Consider the following 15,892-nt stretch of genomic DNA (forward strand, 5'->3'; position numbering starts at 1 on the left):
CCTGCCCCTTTCAACTTTCTTCCTGCGCGCAGCCGAAGCGCAGCCGATTGCCATGCGGGTCGTGGACGTGGAATTCCTTCATGTTCCATGGCCGCACGGTGAACGGGCTGAGCCGTTCCACGCCGCGCGCCGAAAACACGGCGTGAAGGGCTGGAACCTCGCCACCCCTGATGTAGCAGGATGTCACCTCCGGCAGTTTGCCGTCGTCCGACTTCCAGAAATGGATTTCGATCTCGCCGCGCCGCACGATCAAATAGTCGTCCATTTCGGGACTGATAACGTCGAAGCCGAGCCTGTCGCGATAGAAATCGCGGCTTTCGCCGATGTCGGGCGAGGGCAAGACCGGCATGCTGCGGGCGAGGTCGGTCAATTGTCAGGCGCCTTCGACGACCGAGAAGCCCTCGAACTGCGGATGGCCGACATAGGATGCCTTGGCCGAACCGGCGTTCTTGTGGGCGTTGCGGAAGTTTTCCGACTTGGTCCAGGCGACGAAGTCGTCCTGGCTCGCCCAGATCGTGTGCGACGCGTAGAGCGTATAGCCTTCGGCTTCGTTCACCGGGCCGCGCAGCAGGTGGAATTCACGAAAGCCCTTCATCTCGTTCAGTGACGAGTCGCGGTTCTTCCAGACGTCTTCAAAGGCGGTCTCGGAGCCGTTCTGCACCTTGAAGCGGTTCATTGCGATGTACATTGTCTTCCTTTCAACGGGCCTTGCGTTGCGCTGTTGTAGTCCTTTGAGCGCTGCGTAGCGACACAACATTGGCGCCGGTACCGTCACCGGCGGCTCTTGGATTCGGGCCAGCCTGGGTCGTCGACTGCGCACGGTAGCTGGCAAGGTCGGTCACGTTTTCGCTCGTCCTTATCGCTGCCAGGCGGTCGAACAGCTCGCGCATCTCGGGCAGCAGGCCGTCGCCCTGGCGTTTCACCATCTGATCGAATTTGTTCAGTCCGAACATGCGTTTATGCCTTTCGATGCGCCGCGCGCCGGGGGACAGGAGTCTGGGCAAGGCTGGTCTCAGATGCCGAAGGCGATGCCGGATCTGGTTTCGGTCCGCAGCGCCTTGAGGCAGGCCGTCGCGTCGATCCCGCCGCCGGTGCAATCGGTGGCCTGGTTGATCAGGACACGGCTGACCTTGGTGCAGTCGGTGCCTGACAGGTCGAAGCGCGTGACCTTGGTCTTGCCGGCCGGCAGGTCCTTGAAATCGAGCACCGTCAGCCTGTCGACGACGCCCGCCTCGTTGAACAGCGCAATCTCGAACGCCGCCTTGGACAGCGCGGCGCCGAGATTGTTGGTGACGACGAAGGTGAAGCGGCAGCCCTTGTCGGAGGGTTGGGCTGCGTTGAGCTCGAGCACAAATGCCGGGGCCGACGGGGCGCTCTGGGCGCCCGCCATGGCCGTGGCGGCAAGCAGTGCTGCCGCGACCAGGGGTGACAACGCGTTCACGCCAAAGCGCACGATTACCACCCGAACTGCTTGGACAGGGAGACCTTGAACGTCCGGCCCTTGGCATCGTCGTTCATCAGGAACTCCTTGTACTGCTTGTTGAAGATGTTATCGACGCCGAAATTGGCTTCCCAGCCGGCGAGTTGGCCGTCCTGCGGCTTCCAGGTGACGAAGATGTCGTGGGTGTTGAAGGCCTTGGCGAAGCGTGTCGAGGTGGGATCGCTGACCGGGGCAGAGGTTCCGTCGCGGGCGGCATCCTGCGGGCCGGCCACGATGCGTGCCTTCCAGCCGAACGAAAGGTCGTAATCAGGCAGCTTGCCTCCGAGCGTCAACGCCAGCTCGTGTGGCGCCACGGTCGTCAGATAGGCATCGGTAAGCTTGTTCTTGCCGACCACGTAGGAATAGGCCGCATTGGCGAAAACATAATCGGAATCGTATGCCGCCTCGATCTCGAAGCCATAAATCTCGGCTTGGTCGATGTTGGTGAAACCCTGCTTGTTGTTGAATCCTGGCAGGAAGGGACGGTTCAGGGCGATAAGGTCCTTCACGTCGTTGTAGAAGCCGTTGACTTTCACCTGGCCGCTGTCACCAGCCTGCGCGAGGTCGAACCCGGACAGGGCGAAACCGGCCTCGAAATTGTTCGACTGTTCTTTCCTGAGCCCAAGGCTTGGCAGGAACGTCGATGACGAGCTTGCGGTGGAGAACACTTCGTCGATGGTCGGGAACCGCTCCGTATGGGCGATGGAACCGAACACAGCGAAGGTGTCATTGATCTTGTAGTGGGCGGCTATCTTTGGCGAGAAGGCGGTGTCGTCACTGGACGGCGCGTTCAATGCATCGTCCGGCGTCAGCTTGTGCCAGTCGAGACGCATGCCGGGGATGACGGTCAGCCGATCGTCCCAGACGAACTCGTTCTGAACGAACACACCTGTCTTGAGGTCCGTGCCCTGGGGATGGAAGGTGACCGGGAACTGCGTTCCATCATTGCGGAAAGCCTCGGCCTTACGGGTCTGGTAGCTCGACTGCGAACCGACCGTCAGGTGGTTTTCCCAATTGTCGCCAGCCCACTCCATGGTGTTCTGGGCATTGAATTGCCAGGTTTCATAGCCGTAGTTCGAGTCGCAGACGACTGCGAACGAGCCGGTGCCGCAGCCCGGGTTTCCCGGGCCCGGGTTACGCAGGTCCGCGTTGCGCTGCTCGTTGTAGGTATTGGAGTATGATGCCGACACCTTCACGTCGAGCATGTCGTTATCTGAGAACGGATTCTCGTAAGACGCCACGGCCGTGCGGTCGATGATGTGACGGTCGATGAGGCCAAAGAACGCGGCGGCGCTCGTCTGCGACAGCTGCTGATCTTCGAGCTCGGAATCCCACTGCTGGTAGGAAAGCCGAAGCTTGCCCTCGTCGCCGACATTGAACGTGCCCTTGGCGAGCCCGGACCAGGCCTTGAAATTGGTGCCGATGACTTCCTTGCCGTTGCCGGATTCGTAAGGGTCGGAAGCGCGGTAGTTGCCGGTCAACAGGAACTCGGCGTTGTCGCCAAGCCGCTGGGCAAGCACGGAATTCACCAGGTAGCCATTGCCGTTGCTGTTCCAGGAGCTCTTCAGGCGCAGGGCACCGGTCTGTCCCTCGGCGATGAAATCGGAGGCATCCTTGGTCTCGAAATTGATGACGCCGCCGAGGGCGCCCGAACCGTAGAGCGTCGAGGAGGCCGGCCCGCGGAGCACTTCGACGCGCTTGTAGAGTTCCGGGTCCGAGAAGAACGATCCCAGGCGATATTGCTCGTAGAACTTCTGCGCGCCATCGACGTTGACGATGATGCGGCCGCCGTCGCCGGTGTTTTCCGGCGCGCCGATGCCGCGGATGTTGAAGCTCTGGCCAAGCAGTCTGTCGGAGCCCGTCACGTTGACGCCGGGCGTCGCCCGGATGATTTCGCCGATCGTCTCGGGCTGAAGGCGGTCAATATCTTCCTGCTCCACGACGGTCACCGCCTGCGGCGTATCGATGGCGACCTTGGCGACGCCGGCGCTGACGACGAGACGTTGCAGGACGGTGACTCGCGGCTTCTTGTCCTGCTCAGTGGTTTTGGCTTCCTGCGCGTGAGCCGCATGCGCGCCCACGAACACCGCCATTGCCGCTCCGCCCAGCAGAGCTGCCTTATTCCGACCAACTAGCCCCATGTCCCACTCCAAAAATGTCTCGTGCTGGCTTGCTTTTCGCTCGCTAGCAATTTTTCGCTCGCCGGCTGCGTCTTAAATCTTGACTTGATCACTCCGGTATTGCACTGACTAATAAACATGAATGTTCGAGTCAACTAATAGATTCAAGCATGAGGGCCTCGTCCGGGCTTTTCCGGCGCGGCGGACGGATGAAGGAGTGGAATGAGATGAATTCGCACAATCCGAACCATTTCCGTTCTGGCCAATTCCGGCACGGATACCGCCGGCCTGAAGGCCAGGTTGCGGCGCGTCCGATCGCCGGTTCCCTCGCGGTCAGGACATTGACCAGCGAGTCGCTGTTTCTCGGTGATTTCGAGATCGGCATCGACCATGGCGGCGCTCTCTACCGCCTGAAGATTACCCGTCAGGGCAAGCTCATTCTCAACAAGTAGGTGTTTTCAAATGGACCAGCGCGTAAGGCCCAACCCACACGAAATCAGGCGGGCGCGAACTGACAACCCCAAGATGCGCGAGCGCGATCTCGCCAGCCAGCTCGGCATTTCCGAGGCCGAGCTGGTGGCTGCACATTGCGGCGAGGGTGTCGTTCGCATCGAACCGCGCGTCAATGATCTGCTCGCCGGCATCGAGGCCGTCGGCGAAGTCATGGCCCTGACCCGCAACGAAAGCGCGGTCCATGAAAAGATCGGCATCTACGACAAGGTCGTGCCCGACACCCAGGCCGCAATGGTGCTCGGTGAACAGATCGATCTCAGGATCTTTCCGAGGGCCTGGGTTCACGGCTTCGCCGTCGAAAAGCGTGACGGCGACGACATCCGCCGCAGCCTGCAGTTCTTCGACGCCGCCGGCACGGCGGTGCACAAGATCCACCTGCGTCCGGCTTCCAACCTCTACGCATATCAGAAGCTGGTCGAAACCTTGATCAGCGACAATCAGGACCCGTCGATCGTGACGGTTCCTTCAGTGGTGAAGTCGCCGGACGAGGAGACGTCGACCGGTGTTGAGGAGTTGCGCGACCGCTGGAGCAAGCTGACCGACACGCATGAGTTCTTCGGCATGCTGAAGTCGCTCAAGCTCGGCCGCCAGCAGGCCATGCGCATGGTCGGCCAGGACTATGCCTGGAAGCTGGAACATGGCGCGCTGACCGAAGTGTTCGACCGGGCGGCCGCAAGCGGCCAGCTGATCATGTGCTTCGTCGGCAACCATGGCTGCATCCAGATTCATTCCGGCTCGGTCCAGAACATCAAGCCGATGGGTCCGTGGCTCAATGTGATGGACGAGACGTTCCACCTGCATCTCAGGACCGCTCACGTCCACGAGCTCTGGGCAGTTCGCAAGCCGACCAAGGACGGCCATGTCACCTCGGTCGAGGCCTATGATGCCAATGGCGAGATGATCATCCAATTCTTCGGCAAGCGTAAGGAAGGCCACGACGAGCGCGCGGATTGGCGCGACCTAGTCGAGTCCCTGCCGGTTGCGCAGCAGAACGCGGCCTGAGGAGCATGATGATGTCGACACCCCAACGGCTGCTTCGCTCAGCCGCACTAGGCCTGTCGGTGCTGCTGGCCATTGGCACCGCCAGCATGGCGGTCGAGGGCGCCACAGTCCTGCCTGATCGCACCCGCGTCGCCTCCGTCGGCGGCTCGATCACCGAAATCGTCTATGCGCTCGGCGAAGAGGGGGCGCTCATTGCCCGTGATTCGACCAGCGTCTATCCGGAAGCGGTCTTCAAGCTTCCCGACGTCGGCTATATGCGGGCGCTGTCGCCCGAGGGTGTGCTGTCGGTCAATCCGACCGGCATTCTGGCGCTCGAGGGCAGCGGCCCAAAGGAGGCGATCGACGTCCTCAAGAAGGCCAGCGTCCCGTATATCCAGGTGCCGGAAGGCTTCAGCCATGACGGCATCCTCCAGAAGATCCGCATCGTCGGCAAGGCGCTTGGCACCGATGCCAAGGCCGAGGCGCTTGCCGCCGACGTCGGCAAGCAGCTGTCGGAAGCCGAGGCGCTGACCAAGGACATTGCGCAAGGCGAGCGCAAACGCGTGCTGTTCATCCTCAGCATGCAGGGCGGCAAAATCCTGGCGTCCGGCAACCATACCGCTGCCGACGGCATCATCGCGCTGGCCGGTGCCGTCAATGCGGTCGAAGGCTACCCTGGCTACAAGCAGCTCACCGACGAGGCGGCGATCACCGCCAGGCCCGATGTGATCCTGATGATGGATCGTGGCGGCGGCACCGCAGTCCCCGACGACGAGCTGTTCGCCCATCCAGCTATCGCCTCGACGCCGGCCGGTCAGGCCAGGCGAGTTATCCGCATGGACGGCGCCTATCTGCTCGGCTTCGGCCCGCGCACGGCAGCTGCGATCAAGGACCTCGCCGTTGCGCTCTATGGCGACGCCGTCAAGAAGTAAGGCCAGGACAGTGGTGGATGAAACGATCGCCGGCGGCGCCGGCGTGCAGGAGAGAGGTCGCCGTGTCGACGGCGACCGCTCCGCTCGTGCTTTGCTGGTCATCGGCCTGCTTGCCCTGGCGCTGGCCGCAACGGCGCTGTTCAGCCTGACATGGGGCGCATCCGACGCCTCGGCGCTTGGGCTCGTTCGCAGCTGGCTGTTCGGCGCGACGCCGGGCAATGAGGCGTTGTCGATGCGCGACAGCGTCATCGTCTACGACATTCGCCTGCCGCGCATCGTGCTGGGCATGCTGGTGGGCGCAGCGCTTGCCGTATCGGGCGCGGTCATGCAGGGCCTGTTCCGCAATCCGCTGGCCGATCCCGGCCTGGTCGGTGTATCGGCAGGCGCGGGCCTTGGCGCCGTCTCGGTGATCGTGCTGGGCGCGACCGTGCTTGTACCGTTCACGGCGCTGCTCGGCAGCTACGCGCTGCCATTCGCGGCATTTGGCGGTGGCCTGCTCACCACCATCATCCTCTACAATGTCGCCACGCGGCAGGGGCGAACCTCGATCGCCACCATGCTTTTGGCCGGCATCGCGCTGGGCGCGATGGCCATGGCCCTGACCGGGGTGCTGGTCTACATCGCCGACGACAGGCAATTGCGCGACCTGACATTCTGGCAGCTCGGCTCGCTGGCCGGCGCGACCTGGCTGAAGATCGCGGGTGCCGGCCCGATCATCGTCCTGGCCCTGGCGACGACGCCTTTCATGGCCAAGGGGCTGAATGCACTTGCCTTGGGCGAGGCGACGGCAAGCCATCTCGGCGTTCCGGTCCAGCGGCTGAAATATGTCGCGATCGTTGCGGTTTCGGCGGCGATCGGCGCATCGGTGGCGGTCAGCGGCGGCATCGGCTTTGTCGGCATCGTCGTGCCGCATCTGCTGCGTCTGGCGATCGGACCCGACAACCGCTACCTCTTGCCGGCGTCGGCGCTTCTGGGCGCATGCCTGCTGCTGCTGGCGGACGCGGTGAGCCGCACCATCGTGGCACCCGCCGAGTTGCCGATCGGCATCGTCACCGCCGCCGTCGGTGGCCCGTTCTTCCTGTGGATATTGCTGCGCAAGCGCGGCGTCGTCGATCTTTGATGCGGCGAACTGTGAGGTACTCATGATCGAAGCACGCCAGGTTTCGGTGTCGATCGGCAGCACGCGCATCGTCAGCGATGTGGATTTCACCGTACGTCCGGGTGAACTGGCAGCGATCGTCGGACCCAATGGTTCCGGCAAGACGACCTTCCTGAGAGCGCTGACGGGCGAACTGGCCTATTCGGGCCAGGTATCGCTCAATGGGCGCGACGCAGTGAAGCTGAAGCCATGGGAAGCGGCAAGCATCCGTGCGGTGCTGCCGCAGTCGACGGCGCTGTCATTTCCCTTCACGGTGCGCGAGATCGTCAAGCTTGGCGTGACGGGCGGCCGCTCAGGCGCATTGGCGGGCGAGGACGACCGGCTGCCGGAGCGGGCGCTGGCCCGGGTCGATCTCGAAGGCTTTGCCGGACGCTTCTATCAGGAGCTTTCAGGCGGCGAACAGCAGCGCGTGCAGCTTGCCCGCGTCTTGTGCCAGGTGTGGGCGCCGGTGCTGGACGGGCAGCCGCGCTATCTGTTCCTCGACGAGCCGGTGTCGAGCCTCGACATCAAGCACCAGCTGATCATCATGAACATCGCCCGCGATTTCGCGCGGCGCGGCGGCGGCGTTGTCGCGATCCTGCACGACCTCAATCTGACGGCGATGTATGCCGACCAGATCTGCGTCATGCATCGCGGCAAGCTTGCGGCCGCGGGTGCCCCGCAGGTCGTGCTCACCGATGGTCTGATCGAAAAGGTGTTCGGCTGCCGGCTGCGCGTCGGTGCGCTGCCTCAGGGGGATATTCCGTTCGTGCTGCCGCAATCGGCCGTGGCCTGAAGCCTTTGCACTTGGCCAGGGCGTGTCAGCTGGCCAGGGCGCTGGGCTCGGGGAAGTGCAGCCCGAGCAGGTCGCGCATGTTTGGACGTGCAGCGACCAGATCGGCGATGGTGTAGCGCGCCAGCACTTCGAAGAAGGCGTTGAGCGCTTCGCGCAGGGCGGAATTCAGGCCGCAGCTGTCGACAAGCGGGCACTCGGCGGCATCGTTCTCGAAGCACTCGGCCATGGCGAAGCTCTCTTCGGTGACGCGGACGACGTCGAAGAGCGAGATCTGGTCGGCCGGCTTGGCAAGGCGCACGCCGCCGTTGCGGCCACGCACCGTCTCCACCAGCTTGGCTTCGACCAGCGGCTGCAGGATTTTGAACAGGAACAGTTCCGACACCGTATAGGCAGCGGCGATTTCAGGAACGCGGCTCAGCCGTCCTTCATTGGCCGCGCAATACATCAGGATGCGCATGGCGTAGTTGGTCTGGCGTGTGAGGCGCATTGCGTGTTCCTTGCTCTGCGTTGAGTCCGCGAGTCCGGCTAATATGGCCCATACCTTAGAACAATTCCAGACAGGGTTTCAAATTATATATGACGGAGATAGTCATATTTGTGGCGCATAGCAGCCTTGCATTTACGTAAAGGTCAAAACGGTTGATTTTGATGCTGCGCTGCACAATATTAGCGATGTCGGGAGTTGGAGACTCAGGGAGGAACCCATGAGGACTGCGACATGGAACAGATCATACGCACACAAAGGCCATTGACGGGCGTCATCCGTCAGTTGCGGCCGTCCGATCTGCCCCGCTTTGCCGAACATCTGCTGAGACTTGACGACCAGAGCCGGCGCGACCGCTTCAACGGCCTGACCCATGACGGCTTTCTCCAAGCCTATGCCGAGCGCAGCTTCCGCGAGGGGGCGACGGTCATCGGCTATGTCGAGGGCGACAAGGTACTTGCCGCCGCCGAGCTGCACGAACGCGCCGAAGAGAGCGAGCCGACGGCCGAAATTGCCTTCAGCGTCGAGCACAAGATCCAGAACCGGGGCATCGGCGGACGGTTGTTCCAGCGCCTCGTTGCCCAGGCGAGGGGGCTCGGCTACCTCAGGCTGCAGGTGACGACGCACGCCAACAACAGCGCCATGAAGGCCCTGGCCCGGCGTTTCGATGCCAAGCTCAGCTTCCAGCAGGGCGAAACCAACGGCATCATCGAACTCGACGGCGCGGCAGGCCTTGATGCCGATTGGCGCGCGTCCGCCGTTCTCGGCAGGCGCGGTGCCGGCAAGGCGATTGCTGCCTGACACATGTCTCGGTGAGCAGCGTCACTTACCTGACTGCATCCGAGCGGGTCGGAAGATCTGCTCACGACTGCCCATAAATCCTTGCGATGTCGTGGAAGGCCAGCTTTGGCTCCCAGCGGATCTTGCCTCTGGCGAGATCGATGCCGTGACATTTGACGATGGCGTGGCTGGCCATGTCGAGGTCGTAGCGCGCATCGGGCGAATGCACTTCACCCTCCGACAGGAATTGGTAGACGAAGGCCCCGTCGATCTCTTCTTCCTTATAGAGGCGCAGCAGGTTGCCTATCTCGGTTGCCTGCGTTTGCTCGCTCCTGACATGACCGTCCTTGATCCGCGGCGGGTCCTGCTCAAAGTCAATGATGTCGAAACCCATTCCGCCACGCTGTTCGGCCCCTTCGAAGGTGCTGCAGCCGAATTCGGTGATGACCACCGGCTTGCCGTGGCGCCGCAGCTCGCGCAGGCCCTCCACATAGGTCGAGCGGTTGTCGGCGTCGCGGTAGTAGTTGGCCGATACGATGTCGAACAGCTTCCAGTCGACGTCCTCCCAGGGGATCGGGCTGTAGGTGATCTCACCCTTGAAGTGCTTGCGGGCAATCTCACTTGCCTGAGCCAGGTGCTCGCCGAGCGCCTTGTTGATGTCAGGAAACAGCGGAACCGGAGAGGATTGCAGCGTCGCCATGCGCTCCTGGAAGTTGCCGCCCTCGACGAAGCCTTGGGTGAACATTGAAAGCTCGCAGCCGACATTGAGGACGAGTTTTCCGTGGCGCTGCCCAAGTGTCTCGGCCATCGTTGCGATCTCGCCGAGATAGGTCAGCATGTCCTGCCTGCTGGCGTCGAACAGCCGCGGCTGCATCCATACCTGAAGCCCCTGGCCGAAAGCTGCCGTCGCAGCCTGTTCGAGCCGCTGGATGTTGGTGCCAGAAATACTGATCGCGTTGCAGAGAAGCTGGGCGCGAATGACGCGCATTTCCTCCTGCACCACTGCCCGGTTCCAGATCTGCCGCGACAGCTGGCCCGGCCAGTAGTTGGTGCCCGTGTCGTAGACTATGCCGCATAGGCTCAAAGGCTTGCGGCTGTCCGGTGCCGTAGCTCTTGAAGTCCCGGTCGCCTTGGCCCGGCTCAGGCCGACAGAAACCAGCGCCATGCCGGCGGTGATCGCTGCGCCGCCCTTGATGATCTGCCGGCGTCCAGATGCAGTTGTCCTGTTGGCCGGAACGGTTTCGTTCGCCATATTCAATCTCCATCATTGTTCAGCCTGTGTCGCCGATCCCTGGTCAGCTCGCGGTGTCGGCTCCAGGTGCCAGGAAGCGGATGATGATGCGCCGCAAGCTGGCTTTTTCTCTGTAGGGCTGGAAGCCGGCGTCGGCCCAGGAGCGCACGAATGCCCCCTCGATCAGCACCATGATCCAGTTGGCGGTCGCCACTGGATCGAGCGTCGGGTCGATCTGGCCGGCCTCAGCTGCCCGTCTCAGCAGCATCGTCACGCCGTCGCGGTTTGCGCGGTCGTTGCGGTCGAGCAGGGCGGCGAACTCCGCGTCGCGTTTTGCGTTGGCGATCACCTCGAGCATCAGTCCTGCCAGATGCGGGTAATCTGTCTGCGCGACCATGAATTCGGCGAAACCCAAAAGCGCCTCGAGCGCATCGTGGGCGGTCGCTGCCTGCTCGAACAGGGCGGCATTGTCGCGCCCGTCCTGTTCGAAGATCGCCAAGAAGATCGCCTGCTTGGAGGGGAAGTAGTGAAACAGGTTGCCCGAACTCATGCCTGCCGAAGCGCAGATGTCGGCAGTGCGCGTGCTTTCAAACCCCTTGGTGGCGAAGCACTCGGCGGCTGCGGCAAGGATATGGCGGCGCTTCGCCTCGTGCTTTGCGGGGTCAACCGTGCGCATGGGCAGCTCCCGTGAGCGAGATGCGGATGCTTTTGTTCATCGGCTCATTCATCCTGCGACTGCCACTGGCGTGAGGTCTTGCGGCGGCGCCGGCGCTTGATTTCAGTGAAGCTTACGACAATCGCTGCCATAATCGGGACGACCCACTTCATGCAGGCAAGCACGTGCTTAAGCCAGTCCGGCAGATCGACATGCAGCCATGAGGGCCAAAGCCTGCGCAAAGTCAGCCACTCCGGCCAGAAGCCGCGCATCCACGACAGGTCGAGGCTTGGCCAGGGGATCCACGACCAGTCGATGTTCGGGATCAGCAAGGCGAAAATCGCACCGACGCCCAATATGCCGGCCAGCACTTCTGTCGTGGCCAGTATCACGTGGCGTGACGCGTGGAGCCACGGATGACGCCGGGCGAAAGCTACCAGCCTGGCCTTGAGGCGTATGGCGTTGGTGCGTCGGACAATCGGGATCGGGCGCATTGGTTAATAATAAACCGCTTGCTCTGTTTATTCAAGAGGAGGACATCTGATTTGCCGGAAGGGTTGTAATCGGGCGCGCCGTCTCGATATCTGACCGGCATGGGACATGTTTGTCGCGTCGGCCTGGCTGCCACGGGCGAGGGCGGGAAATGAGCAAGGACGGACCTGGAATGGTTGCAGCAAACGGCGACGCCATGCCCACGGCCTTGCGCGCCTTGAGTGCCGACGAGGCGGCAAAACTGTCCGCCCTGCGGCGGACAAAGTTCATCGCAACCGGCGCACTGGTTGTCTGCGTTGCTATCTTTGCCCTCGCCAAGTCGCTGCAGGGGCGCTGGCCGTGGCTCGGTTTTGTCGCCGCCTTTGCCGAGGCGGCGACGATCGGCGGCCTCGCCGACTGGTATGCCGTGGTGGCGCTGTTCAAGCGGCCGCTCGGCCTGCCGATCCCGCATACGGCAATCATTCCATCCAATCAAAACCGGATCGCCGACAATCTCGGCCGTTTCATCGAATCCAACTTCCTGGCGCCGGAGCCGGTGCGGCAGAAGCTCAAGGAAGTGGATTTCGCAGCGCTCGTCGCCGATTGGCTGTCGGACCGCCAAAGAGCGGAGGGGCTGTCGGTTTTTGTCGGCCGGCTGGTGCCGCAGATGCTGCAGGCGATCGAAGGCTCGGGCCTGCGGGATTTCGCGACGCGGCGTATGTTGGAGCGCATCGGCAAGGTCGAGGTCGCACCGCTGGTGGCGGAGCTGTTGACAGCCTTCACCGAAGATCGCCGCCACCAGCGCCTGCTCGACGAGTTCACCAAGATCATCGGCAATTTCCTCAGCGACGAGCAGGCTCTGACCGTGCTGCGCGAGAAGATCAGGGAAGAGCTGCCGTCGGTGTTCAATCTGTTCCGGGCCGATGCCTATCTGCTCAAGCGGATCGTGGCGTCGGCAGCGACGCTGCTTGAAGATGTCAGGGGCGATCCCGACCATCCGCTGCGCGGCGAGTTTGACCAGTTCGTCCACGGTTTCATCGACCAGCTTCGCCATTCGCCTGACTATGCCAAGCGCGCCGAGCAGCTGAAGCGCAACTTCCTCGCCCGACCGGAATTGCGCGGGCTGGCGCAGGATGTCTGGAAAAGCATGCGCGGTTTCATCGAGCAGGATGTCGCGTCGCCCAATTCGATGACGCGAAGGCACCTGACCAGCCTGTTCGTCGAAGTCGGCCAGAACCTGGCGCGCGACCCCCATATCCGCGCCGACATGAATGCCGGTTTCGTCGTGGCACTCGCCTCGTTCGTCGAAAGCCAGAAAAGCGGTGTTTCCGGTTTCATCTCCGAACAGGTCAAGCGCTGGGATCTCGGCCAGCTGACCCGGCTGATCGAGATCAACATCGGCCGCGACCTGCAATATATCCGCTTCAACGGCATGCTGATCGGTGGTCTTGCCGGCCTCGCGCTGTATTCACTCGAGTTGCTGGTGCTTGCGAATTGACCGGCCGCCTTGCTCGTCTATGCTGACCTTGCGACCTCCGGGGGACGCCCGGAGCCAAACGGGAGCGAGCCATGGCGAAGAAGCCGGAACCGGAATCCTTCATGGACATGTTTTCGAAATTCGGGCGCGACCTGAAGATGCCCGCGGTCGATGTCGACACGATCATCGGCCATCACCGCAAGAATCTCGAAGCGCTGGAACAATCGGTCAAGGCGACGGCCTCCGGAGCCTCGTCGCTGGTGGCGAAGCAGCGCGAGATGCTGCAGGAAGCCTTGCATGAGATCACCGAGGCCGCCCAGGGGCTTCGGGCGCCAGGCAACCCGCAGGAGCTGATTTCCAGGCAGGCCGACTTCGCCAAGCGCTCATTCGAGGCTGCCGTCAAGAATGCCGGCGAGGTAGCCTCCATCGTACGCAAGTCGGGCACGGAATCCGTCGATATCCTGCGCAGCCGCATCCATGAATCGATCGAGGAAATCCGCGACAGCTTCGACAAGAAGAAGTAGCCGTGCCGATCCAGTCCTGACCTCAGCTCTCTTGTGGGTTTCGCGAGAGGGCTCGCGCATTGCCCGCGATCGGATGCTATTGAAGGGCGATCACCATCGGAGCGTGGTGCGTCCGTCCGGGCGCACAAAGACGCTTTAATACTTTGAATCCGGCTATTGTGGCTTCCGCGAATCGATACGGACTCGCGGACCGGCGCAGCAGGGTTCAACTGGGGTAGAGGATGAAGGTAGGCATCGAGATGGGGGCGGCGTCCGGGGGGACGAAGGCTCAGGTTGATCTCGAAGAACTGTTGGCGACCCGTTTGCTGGTTCAAGGCAATTCGGGCTCGGGAAAGTCGCATCTGTTGCGTCGCCTGCTCGAACAGAGCGCGCCGTGGGTGCAGCAGTGCGTCATCGACCCCGAGGGTGATTTCGTCACGCTCGCCGACAAGTTCGGACATGTCGTCGTCGATGCCCAGCGCACCGAAGCCGAACTGACCCGCATTGCCGGCCGAATCCGCCAGCATCGCGTATCGGTCGTGCTCAATCTCGAGGGACTCGACGTCGAGCAGCAGATGCGTGGTGCCGCAGCGTTCCTGAACGGCATGTTCGATGCCGAGCGTGATTTCTGGTACCCGGTTCTGGTCGTGGTCGACGAGGCGCAGCTGTTTGCGCCGGCCATCGCCGGCGAGGTCTCCGACGAAGCCCGCAAGATCTCGCTTGGCGCGATGACCAACCTGATGTGCCGCGGCCGCAAGCGCGGCCTGGCCGGCGTCATCGCCACCCAGCGCCTGGCCAAGCTCGCCAAGAACGTCGCCGCCGAGGCGTCCAACTTCCTGATGGGCCGCACCTTCCTCGACATCGACATGGCGCGCGCCGCCGACCTGCTCGGCATGGAGCGGCGCCAGGCCGAAATGTTCCGCGATCTGGCGCGCGGCAATTTCATCGCGCTTGGACCGGCGATGTCGCGCCGGCCGCTGCCGGTCGCCATCGGCCCGGTCGAGACCTCGGCACGTTCGGTCAGCCCCAAGCTGATGCCACTGCCCGACGCCAGCGAAGACACGCGCGACCTTATCTTTGCGCCGGCGCCGCTGGAAACGCGCCAGACGGTCCGGCGCACGGCGCCGCCTGCGCCGACGCCCACGGCCGACATCATCGCCCAGCTTTCCCAGGTGCGCGCCGAGGCCTCGGCGCCCGTTGCCGAGCCGATCTTCCCGCTGTTCGATGAAGCCGAGCGCGAGGCCCTGATCGATACCATCGTGCGCGAGATGGTCGAGGATCCCGACGCGGCGTTCCGTACGGACGCCGTGCTGTACCAGGATTTTCTCGTCCGCTGCCGCATCAAGCGGATGCAGGGCGAGCCGCCGCCGCTGTCGATGTTCCGCCGCCGCTACGCGGTGGCGCGTTCGGGCATCGATGAAGAAACCGCGTCGAGCGATACCTGGCAACAGGCCCTCGGCATGTCCGTGACACTTCCCGAGGATCTGCAGGCGGTGTTCCTGATCGTTGCCCAGGCAGCGGTCAAAGGCGCGCCTTGCCCATCCGACGCTGCGATCGCGCATGCCTATGGCAGCCATTCGGCGCGCCGGGCGCGGCGGCTGCTGACCTATTTCGAGGAGCAGGGGCTGGTTGTCGTGCGCACCGATTTCCACGGCAAGCGCTCGGTGGCGTTCCCCGAACTCGGCTGCGAAACAGCCCCCGGCGACCCCGAGAGAACCGACGATCTGCCCGAGCGCGAGGCTGCGGAATAGCCTTTCCGCTGCGCTTGGAGGTTGACAAACGCGCCTCGTTTATGGTCCCCAACGCCCACTTGGCCAGCTTATGTCAGGAGAGGGAAGCGTGCGGAAGCCCATCGAGACCTATGAGGAATTGCGCGAAAATATCGGGCAGGAACTCGGCGTTTCCGATTGGGTGCTTGTCGACCAGAGCCGCATCGATGCCTTTGCCGACTGCACCGGCGACCGCCAGTGGATCCACGTCGATCCCGAAAGGGCGAAGCGGCGCAGTCCGTTCCGCACCACGGTGGCGCATGGCTTCCTGACATTGTCGCTGATTGGCGCGCTGGTCCAGGAAATCGGCGTGGTGCCCGAGAATACGCTTGCTGCCTTCAACTATGGCCTCGACAAAGTGCGTTTCATCTCGCCGGTGAAGGTCGGCTCGCGGGTGCGCCTGCGCACCGTACTGATGTCGATGGACGACAAGGGCCCGGGCCAATATCTGCTCAAGGCCGAAAACACCATCGAGATCGAAGGCGAGGACAAGCCGGCGCTCGTCGCCGAAACGCTCGTCATGCTCTACGAAACGCGCAAGAAGGCGACGGCCTGAGCCGCC

The 15,892-nt window shown here is 62.9% G+C and carries 19 protein-coding genes; 10 read left to right on the forward strand and 9 right to left on the reverse strand.

Going from position 1 to position 15,892, the window contains the following annotated elements; translation table 11 throughout:
- Window positions 1-10: 10 nt before the first annotated feature.
- The 5 genes from H5P29_RS16045 to H5P29_RS16065 form a co-directional block, all read right to left on the reverse strand.
- Window positions 11-370, reverse strand: coding sequence for a VOC family protein (locus H5P29_RS16045; protein WP_246670675.1), 360 nt, complete (start codon window positions 368-370; stop codon window positions 11-13).
- Between the two features lie 3 nt (window positions 371-373).
- On the reverse strand, window positions 374-688 hold the full coding sequence (locus tag H5P29_RS16050; protein ID WP_154383943.1) for an antibiotic biosynthesis monooxygenase: 315 nt from the start codon (window positions 686-688) through the stop codon (window positions 374-376).
- A gap of 10 nt (window positions 689-698) precedes the next feature.
- Complete coding sequence (locus H5P29_RS16055) at window positions 699-953, reverse strand: hypothetical protein (RefSeq protein WP_154383944.1); 255 nt, start codon at window positions 951-953, stop codon at window positions 699-701.
- Window positions 954-1,012: 59 nt separating this feature from the next.
- Window positions 1,013-1,390, reverse strand: a complete 378-nt coding sequence (locus H5P29_RS16060) for a hypothetical protein (RefSeq protein WP_185910406.1) — start codon at window positions 1,388-1,390, stop codon at window positions 1,013-1,015.
- Window positions 1,391-1,455: 65 nt separating this feature from the next.
- On the reverse strand, window positions 1,456-3,573 hold the full coding sequence (locus H5P29_RS16065; protein ID WP_210252491.1) for a TonB-dependent hemoglobin/transferrin/lactoferrin family receptor: 2,118 nt from the start codon (window positions 3,571-3,573) through the stop codon (window positions 1,456-1,458).
- Between the two features lie 254 nt (window positions 3,574-3,827).
- Between H5P29_RS16065 and hemP the strand changes: the two genes are divergently transcribed.
- From hemP to H5P29_RS16090, 5 genes are read left to right on the forward strand one after another with little or no spacing between them, the layout of a single operon-like run.
- Window positions 3,828-4,052, forward strand: a complete 225-nt coding sequence (gene hemP / locus H5P29_RS16070; protein WP_067966393.1) for a hemin uptake protein HemP — start codon at window positions 3,828-3,830, stop codon at window positions 4,050-4,052.
- Window positions 4,053-4,062: 10 nt separating this feature from the next.
- Window positions 4,063-5,115, forward strand: a complete 1,053-nt coding sequence (locus H5P29_RS16075) for a hemin-degrading factor (protein ID WP_154383946.1) — start codon at window positions 4,063-4,065, stop codon at window positions 5,113-5,115.
- 5 nt (window positions 5,116-5,120) lie between these two features.
- The gene (locus H5P29_RS16080; protein ID WP_154383947.1) at window positions 5,121-6,026 is read left to right on the forward strand and encodes a hemin ABC transporter substrate-binding protein; all 906 of its coding nucleotides are present in this window, start codon (window positions 5,121-5,123) and stop codon (window positions 6,024-6,026) included.
- Between the two features lie 10 nt (window positions 6,027-6,036).
- A complete protein-coding gene (locus H5P29_RS16085; protein ID WP_185910106.1) occupies window positions 6,037-7,146 on the forward strand; it encodes an iron ABC transporter permease in 1,110 nt (369 codons plus the stop codon).
- A gap of 22 nt (window positions 7,147-7,168) precedes the next feature.
- A complete protein-coding gene (locus H5P29_RS16090; protein ID WP_067961130.1) occupies window positions 7,169-7,960 on the forward strand; it encodes a heme ABC transporter ATP-binding protein in 792 nt (263 codons plus the stop codon).
- A 25-nt stretch (window positions 7,961-7,985) separates the two neighbouring features.
- On the opposite strand, the gene rirA is transcribed toward H5P29_RS16090, so the two are convergent.
- The gene (gene rirA, locus H5P29_RS16095) at window positions 7,986-8,447 is read right to left on the reverse strand and encodes an iron-responsive transcriptional regulator RirA (protein WP_067961133.1); all 462 of its coding nucleotides are present in this window, start codon (window positions 8,445-8,447) and stop codon (window positions 7,986-7,988) included.
- Window positions 8,448-8,678: 231 nt separating this feature from the next.
- On the opposite strand from rirA, the gene H5P29_RS16100 reads away from it, so the two are divergent.
- Window positions 8,679-9,245: a GNAT family N-acetyltransferase gene (locus H5P29_RS16100; RefSeq protein WP_067961137.1), complete on the forward strand. Its 567-nt coding sequence runs from the start codon at window positions 8,679-8,681 to the stop codon at window positions 9,243-9,245.
- Between the two features lie 61 nt (window positions 9,246-9,306).
- On the opposite strand, the gene H5P29_RS16105 is transcribed toward H5P29_RS16100, so the two are convergent.
- Genes H5P29_RS16105 through H5P29_RS16115 form a run of 3 tightly spaced genes read right to left on the reverse strand, consistent with a single transcriptional unit; the run spans window position 9,307 to window position 11,604 of the window.
- Entirely contained in the window at window positions 9,307-10,476 is a 1,170-nt protein-coding gene (locus tag H5P29_RS16105; RefSeq protein ID WP_154383948.1) for an abortive infection protein, read from the reverse strand.
- A gap of 43 nt (window positions 10,477-10,519) precedes the next feature.
- On the reverse strand, window positions 10,520-11,131 hold the full coding sequence (locus H5P29_RS16110; RefSeq protein WP_154383949.1) for a TetR/AcrR family transcriptional regulator: 612 nt from the start codon (window positions 11,129-11,131) through the stop codon (window positions 10,520-10,522).
- Window positions 11,132-11,175: 44 nt separating this feature from the next.
- The gene (locus H5P29_RS16115; protein ID WP_154383950.1) at window positions 11,176-11,604 is read right to left on the reverse strand and encodes a hypothetical protein; all 429 of its coding nucleotides are present in this window, start codon (window positions 11,602-11,604) and stop codon (window positions 11,176-11,178) included.
- A gap of 170 nt (window positions 11,605-11,774) precedes the next feature.
- Here H5P29_RS16115 and H5P29_RS16120 point away from each other — a divergent pair, with 170 nt between their 5' ends.
- The 4 genes from H5P29_RS16120 to H5P29_RS16135 all read left to right on the forward strand — a co-directional run bounded on the left by H5P29_RS16120 (window position 11,775) and on the right by H5P29_RS16135 (window position 15,886).
- Entirely contained in the window at window positions 11,775-13,079 is a 1,305-nt protein-coding gene (locus H5P29_RS16120) for a DUF445 domain-containing protein (RefSeq protein ID WP_371818566.1), read from the forward strand.
- A 71-nt stretch (window positions 13,080-13,150) separates the two neighbouring features.
- Window positions 13,151-13,582, forward strand: a complete 432-nt coding sequence (locus tag H5P29_RS16125) for a phasin family protein (protein WP_067961147.1) — start codon at window positions 13,151-13,153, stop codon at window positions 13,580-13,582.
- 221 nt (window positions 13,583-13,803) lie between these two features.
- Complete coding sequence (locus H5P29_RS16130) at window positions 13,804-15,312, forward strand: ATP-binding protein (RefSeq protein ID WP_067961151.1); 1,509 nt, start codon at window positions 13,804-13,806, stop codon at window positions 15,310-15,312.
- Window positions 15,313-15,382: 70 nt separating this feature from the next.
- Window positions 15,383-15,886, forward strand: a complete 504-nt coding sequence (locus H5P29_RS16135; protein ID WP_154383951.1) for a MaoC family dehydratase — start codon at window positions 15,383-15,385, stop codon at window positions 15,884-15,886.
- Window positions 15,887-15,892: the final 6 nt, after the last annotated feature.

This window comes from Aminobacter sp. MDW-2, from assembly GCF_014250155.1.
GTDB lineage: Bacteria > Pseudomonadota > Alphaproteobacteria > Rhizobiales > Rhizobiaceae > Aminobacter > Aminobacter ciceronei.

Coding starts and splice junctions, on each gene's coding strand:
- H5P29_RS16050 (WP_154383943.1), bottom strand. CDS start 688: ATGTACATCGCAATGAACCGCTTCAAGGTGCAGAACGGCTCCGAGACC.
- H5P29_RS16055 (WP_154383944.1), bottom strand. CDS start 953: ATGTTCGGACTGAACAAATTCGATCAGATGGTGAAACGCCAGGGCGAC.
- H5P29_RS16060 (WP_185910406.1), bottom strand. CDS start 1,390: ATGGCGGGCGCCCAGAGCGCCCCGTCGGCCCCGGCATTTGTGCTCGAG.
- H5P29_RS16065 (WP_210252491.1), bottom strand. CDS start 3,573: ATGGCGGTGTTCGTGGGCGCGCATGCGGCTCACGCGCAGGAAGCCAAA.
- hemP (WP_067966393.1), top strand. CDS start 3,828: ATGAATTCGCACAATCCGAACCATTTCCGTTCTGGCCAATTCCGGCAC.
- H5P29_RS16075 (WP_154383946.1), top strand. CDS start 4,063: ATGGACCAGCGCGTAAGGCCCAACCCACACGAAATCAGGCGGGCGCGA.
- H5P29_RS16080 (WP_154383947.1), top strand. CDS start 5,121: ATGATGATGTCGACACCCCAACGGCTGCTTCGCTCAGCCGCACTAGGC.
- H5P29_RS16090 (WP_067961130.1), top strand. CDS start 7,169: ATGATCGAAGCACGCCAGGTTTCGGTGTCGATCGGCAGCACGCGCATC.
- rirA (WP_067961133.1), bottom strand. CDS start 8,447: ATGCGCCTCACACGCCAGACCAACTACGCCATGCGCATCCTGATGTAT.
- H5P29_RS16100 (WP_067961137.1), top strand. CDS start 8,679: ATGGAACAGATCATACGCACACAAAGGCCATTGACGGGCGTCATCCGT.
- H5P29_RS16105 (WP_154383948.1), bottom strand. CDS start 10,476: ATGGCGAACGAAACCGTTCCGGCCAACAGGACAACTGCATCTGGACGC.
- H5P29_RS16110 (WP_154383949.1), bottom strand. CDS start 11,131: ATGCGCACGGTTGACCCCGCAAAGCACGAGGCGAAGCGCCGCCATATC.
- H5P29_RS16115 (WP_154383950.1), bottom strand. CDS start 11,604: ATGCGCCCGATCCCGATTGTCCGACGCACCAACGCCATACGCCTCAAG.
- H5P29_RS16120 (WP_371818566.1), top strand. CDS start 11,775: ATGGTTGCAGCAAACGGCGACGCCATGCCCACGGCCTTGCGCGCCTTG.
- H5P29_RS16125 (WP_067961147.1), top strand. CDS start 13,151: ATGGCGAAGAAGCCGGAACCGGAATCCTTCATGGACATGTTTTCGAAA.
- H5P29_RS16130 (WP_067961151.1), top strand. CDS start 13,804: ATGAAGGTAGGCATCGAGATGGGGGCGGCGTCCGGGGGGACGAAGGCT.
- H5P29_RS16135 (WP_154383951.1), top strand. CDS start 15,383: ATGTCAGGAGAGGGAAGCGTGCGGAAGCCCATCGAGACCTATGAGGAA.